Origin of the sequence: Bradyrhizobium sp. 23, from assembly GCF_023073295.1 — a bacterium.
In the GTDB taxonomy this organism is placed as follows: Bacteria; Pseudomonadota; Alphaproteobacteria; order Rhizobiales; family Xanthobacteraceae; genus Bradyrhizobium; species Bradyrhizobium canariense_D.
The window spans coordinates 1-3479 of the sequence record NZ_JADPJF010000064.1; the positions used below are offsets into that span (position 1 = coordinate 1).

Sequence of the window (3479 nt, forward strand, 5' to 3'; positions counted from 1 at the left end):
GCATCAGCGGCAAGACCTTGACCTTCTCCTCCTTCAACGGCGGCACGGCGGTCAATGTCACCTTCGGCGACGGCACCAACGGCAGCGTCAAGACGCTCGACCAGCTCAACACCAAGCTGCAGGCCAACAACCTGACTGCGACGATCGACGCCAACGGCCTGCTGACGGTGTCGACCACCAACGACTACGCGTCCTCGACGCTTGGTTCGGCGGCGGCGGGCGGTGCGATCGGCGGCACGCTGACCTCGTCGCTGACGTTCTCGACCGCTTCCAGCCCCGTCCAGGACTCGGTTGCGCAGACGTCCCGTGCCAACCTGGTGTCCCAGTACAACAACATCCTGCAGCAGATCGACTCGACTGCGCAGGACTCCTCGTTCAACGGTGTCAACCTCTTGAACGGTGATCAGCTCAAGCTGGTGTTCGACGAAACCGCCAAGTCGAGCCTCAGCATCACCGGCGTGACGTACAACTCCAAGGGTCTGGGCCTCGCTGCGCTGACCAGTGGCGTCGACTTCATCGACAACGCTGCGACCAACAAGGTGCTGACCAACCTGAACTCCGCGTCGAGCACGCTGCGTTCGGAAGCGTCGGCGCTCGGTTCGAACCTGACCATCGTGCAGGTTCGTCAGGACTTCAACAAGAACCTGATCAACGTGCTGCAGACGGGTTCGTCCAACCTGACCCTGGCCGATACCAACGTCGAAGCGGCGAACAGCCAGGCGCTGTCGACCCGCCAGTCGATCGCAGTCTCCGCGCTGTCGCTGGCCAACCAGTCGCAGCAGAGCGTGCTGCAGCTGCTCCGCTAACAAGCGGACGACATCGCAAGCAAGATATCGTTAAGCAAGACATTGCGGCGGGGCTTCGGCTCCGCCGCTTTCTTTTTGCGTTTGTCCCGCGTCCGCAGCGTCGTGTCGTGCTCCGAAAAGTAACCAGCGGTTATGGTTAATGGAGCGTAAGCACGGAAAATCGCCAATAGATTCAGTCGGATTTCAGGCCGTGCCAACGCCTTCGGTCGGTTTATGGTGAACCGGCACTTACGCAGGCGAGGCTAGTTTCACCCTTTGTTAGCCATGTCGCGGCACGCTGTCCCCGTCACTCGATCCGAAGCGATCGAACGAAGACGCGTAAACCAGAAGGGTAAGAGTCATGTCCGGTATTGTTCTTTCTGCGTCGGTTCGCCAGAACCTGCTGTCTCTCCAGTCCACCGCCGATCTCCTCGCCACCACACAGAACCGTCTGTCGACCGGCAAGAGTGTCAACTCGGCTCTGGACAATCCCACCAACTTCTTCACCGCCCAGTCGCTCGACAATCGCGCCAGCGACATCAACAACCTGCTCGACGGCATTGCCAACGGCGTGCAGGTTCTGCAGGCCGCCAACACCGGCCTGACCTCATTGCAGAAGCTGATCGATTCCGCGAAGTCGATCGCCAATCAGGCGCTCCAGACCACGGTCGGTTATTCCACCAAGTCCAACGTCTCCACCACCATCGCGGGTGCGACTGCCGCCGACCTGCGTGGCACCACCAGTTTTGCCAGCGCGATCGCTTCCAGCAACGTGCTCTATGACGGCACTGCGGGCGGCACGCACGCGGCGACTTCGGCGATCACTCTGGGCGCGACCCAGGGCGTTAACACCGGTGCGACTGCAACGGCTGGTGACGGCACGACGGCTCTCTCCGCGGGCATCACCCTGATCGCGAGCGGTGCGGCGACGGCGACCGGCCTGGTCGGCAACGCTCAGCCGGCTGACGGCGACACGCTCACCGTCAACGGCAAGACCATCACCTTCCGTTTGGGGGCTGCTCCTGCCGCCGCTGCTGTTCCCAGCGGCTCGGGCTTCAGCGGCAACATCGTCACCGACGGCAGCGGCAACTCGACAGTCTATCTCGGCACCAGCGGTACCCCGGCTGCGACCGTGGGCGACCTCGCCACCGCGATCGATCTCGCCAGCGGCGTCAAGGTTGCGACCATCAGCGCCGGTGCGGCCACCATCAGCACGAGCGCTGGTGCGACGCCATCGGACGTCGGCACCACGACGGCCAGCAAGGTCACGCTGCGCAGCTCGACGGGTGCCGACCTCAGCGTCACCGGCAAGGCTGATCTGCTCAAGGCTCTCGGTCTCAGCACCGCCTCGGGCGGAGGCAATGCGTCCTTGAGCGTGACCCGTACCACCAGCGCGGCCTCGCTCGGTCAGCTGATCCAGGACGGCTCGGCGCTGAACGTCGATGGTCACACCATCACCTTCAAGAACGCCCCGGTTCCGGGATCCGCCGGTGCACCGGCGATTCCGACCGGCTCCGGCAAGAGCGGCAACGTCATTACCGACGGCAACGGCAATTCGATCGTCTATCTGCAGGCCGGCACGGTCGCCGACGTGCTGAACGCGATCGATCTTGCCACCGGCGTGCAGACCGCAAGCATTGCCGCCAACGGCACCGCGACGTTGTCGACCGCAACCGGCCAGTCCGCGTCCTCGATCAACACCTCCGGTCAGCTGAGGATCGCGACGGGTATCAACGCCGACCTCTCGATCACCGGTTCGGGCAATGTGCTCAACGCGCTCGGTCTCGCCGGCAACACCGGTTCGGCCAACGCTTTCCAGGCGGCCCGCACCTCCGGCATCGGCGGCATCGCCGGCAAGACCCTGACTTTCGGCTCCTTCAACGGCGGCACGGCAGTCAAGGTCACGTTCGGTGACGGCACCAACGGTACGGTGAAGACGCTCGACCAGCTCAATACGCAGCTGCAGGCCAACAACCTGGCCGCGACGATCGACGCCAACGGTCAGCTCACCATCACCGCTTCCAACGACTACGCGTCGTCGACTCTCGGCTCGACCACTGCGGGCGGTGCGATCGGTGGTACGCTGACCTCGGCGCTGACCTTCTCGACGGCGTCCACGCCGATCCAGGATGCAGTGGCACAGACGGCCCGTGCGAACCTGGTGTCTCAGTACAACAACATCCTGAACCAGATCGACACCACCTCGCAGGACTCCTCGTTCAACGGTGTCAACCTGCTGAACGGCGATCAGCTCAAGCTGGTGTTCGACGAAACCGCCAAGTCCAGCCTCAACATCACCGGCGTGACCTACAATTCCAAGGGTCTCGGCCTCGCCTCCTTGACCGTCGGCGTCGACTTCATCGACAACGCCGCAGCCAACAAGGTGCTGACCAACCTGAACGCCGCGTCGAGCACGCTGCGCTCGGAAGCCTCCGCGCTCGGTTCGAACCTCTCGGTGGTGCAGGTTCGTCAGGACTTCAACAAGAACCTGATCAACGTGCTGCAGACCGGTTCGTCCAACCTGACCCTGGCCGACACAAACGTGGAGGCCGCCAATAGCCAGGCGCTGTCGACCCGCCAGTCGATCGCGGTCTCGGCGCTGTCGCTGGCCAACACCTCGCAGCAGAGCGTGCTTCAGCTGCTCCGCTAAATAACTGAAGATACAAGAAGATTTAGAGCGGCGGGGCTTCGGCC

2 protein-coding genes are annotated in these 3479 nt (G+C 63.3%); both read left to right on the plus strand.

Translation table 11 applies throughout. The features are described 5' to 3' along the window. A partial coding sequence (locus IVB32_RS14965) for a flagellin (RefSeq protein ID WP_253075427.1) occupies positions 1-806 on the plus strand: 806 nt, incomplete at its 5' end. 340 nt (positions 807-1146) lie between these two features. Then, the gene (locus IVB32_RS14970; protein ID WP_085358973.1) at positions 1147-3435 is read left to right on the plus strand and encodes a DUF1522 domain-containing protein; all 2289 of its coding nucleotides are present in this window, start codon (positions 1147-1149) and stop codon (positions 3433-3435) included. The last annotated feature ends 44 nt before the right edge of the window (positions 3436-3479 follow it).

Excerpts from the sequence above, each read along its gene's own strand:
- IVB32_RS14970 (WP_085358973.1), top strand. The coding sequence starts at position 1,147 with ATGTCCGGTATTGTTCTTTCTGCGTCGGTTCGCCAGAACCTGCTGTCT.